Origin of the sequence: Catellatospora aurea, assembly GCF_042663325.1 — a bacterium.
In the GTDB taxonomy this organism is placed as follows: Bacteria; Actinomycetota; Actinomycetes; order Mycobacteriales; family Micromonosporaceae; genus Catellatospora; species Catellatospora aurea.
Genome location: NZ_JBHTAC010000107.1, coordinates 1 through 1,186, shown reverse-complemented (window position 1 = coordinate 1,186; position 1,186 = coordinate 1). Strand labels below are relative to the sequence as shown.

Genomic DNA, 1,186 nt, shown 5'->3' with positions numbered 1-1,186 from the left:
ACTGGCTCTTCGCGACCTTGGTGATGTCCTTGACGATCTGCTCCGCGGTCTTCGAACCCGCCACCAGCTCGGCGACACTGTCGTTGACCTGCTGGCCGACCGCCGGCGGGTACGCCTGGTCCAGGTACAGCTGGAACCCGGTAGCCGCCGCCAGACTCGACGCCACCACCTGGCTGTTCGGGTCCTTGATCGCGTCGGCGGCGTCCTTCACCGTCGGCAGCACCGCACCCGTCGCCGCGCTCTTGCGCTGGTTCGCCACATCCAGCAGCGTCTTCAGGAAGTCCACCGTCGAGGCCGGGGCGTCCTTGCCGACCGCGAACCCGTTACCGCCACCGAACGCCTCCGCCACACTGCCCTTGCCGCCGTCGACCGCCGGGAACGCGAAGAAGCCCAGCTTGTCACCCAGGCCCTTCTTGCTCGTCGACGACGAGTTCTGCACCGCCGGAGCCCACTGACCCATCAGCTCCATCGCCGCCCCGCCATTGCCCATCGTCGCGGCCTGACCATCCGGCGAGCCATACTCCGCCCCGAGGAAACCCTTCTGGAACGGCTGCAGATCCACCAGCTCCTTCAACCGCTGACCTGCGGCGATGAAGTCCGGAGTGTCGAAGTTGTTGTCCTTGGCCGCCTGCTGAAGCGCTCCCAAACCACCGATACGCATGGCCAGATACGCCCAGTAGAAGTGCCCCGGCCACTTCTCCTTACCCGCCAGGGCGACCGGCACGATCCCCTTCGACTTGATCGTCGACACCGTCGTCAGCAGCTCAGCCCACGTCGCCGGCGGCTTGGCGATCCCCGCCTTGGCGAAAAGGTCCTTATTGTACCAGAAACCGACCATGCCCACATCGAACGGAATCCCGTAGATCTTCCCGTCGATCGTGAACGGCTGCACCGACGCCGGCAGCAGCGTACCGATCCACGGCTGCACATCAGCCGTGATGTCCTTGACCAGCCCCGCGTCGACCTGCTGCTTGAGCACACCACCACCCCACGACTGGAACAGATCCGGCGGCGAACCCGCCTGCGTCGCGGTGGTCAGCTTGGCCTTGAACGCCTCGTTCTCCAGCGGCTGGATCACGACCTTGACGTTGGTGTGCGCGGTCTCGTACTCCTTGGCCATCGCCGCCCAGACCGGCAGCATCGGCTCGGTGTTCTGAATGTGCCACCAGTTGATGGTCTGCGGACC

Annotated in this window: 1 protein-coding gene; it reads right to left on the bottom strand. The window is 65.5% G+C overall.

The window, feature by feature from the left end; all coding sequences use genetic code 11:
• Nucleotides 1–1,078, bottom strand: a 1,078-nt coding sequence (locus ACFQO7_RS37700; RefSeq protein ID WP_376810887.1) for an extracellular solute-binding protein, incomplete at its 3' end; no start/stop codon positions are given.
• Nucleotides 1,079–1,186 lie beyond the last annotated feature (108 nt).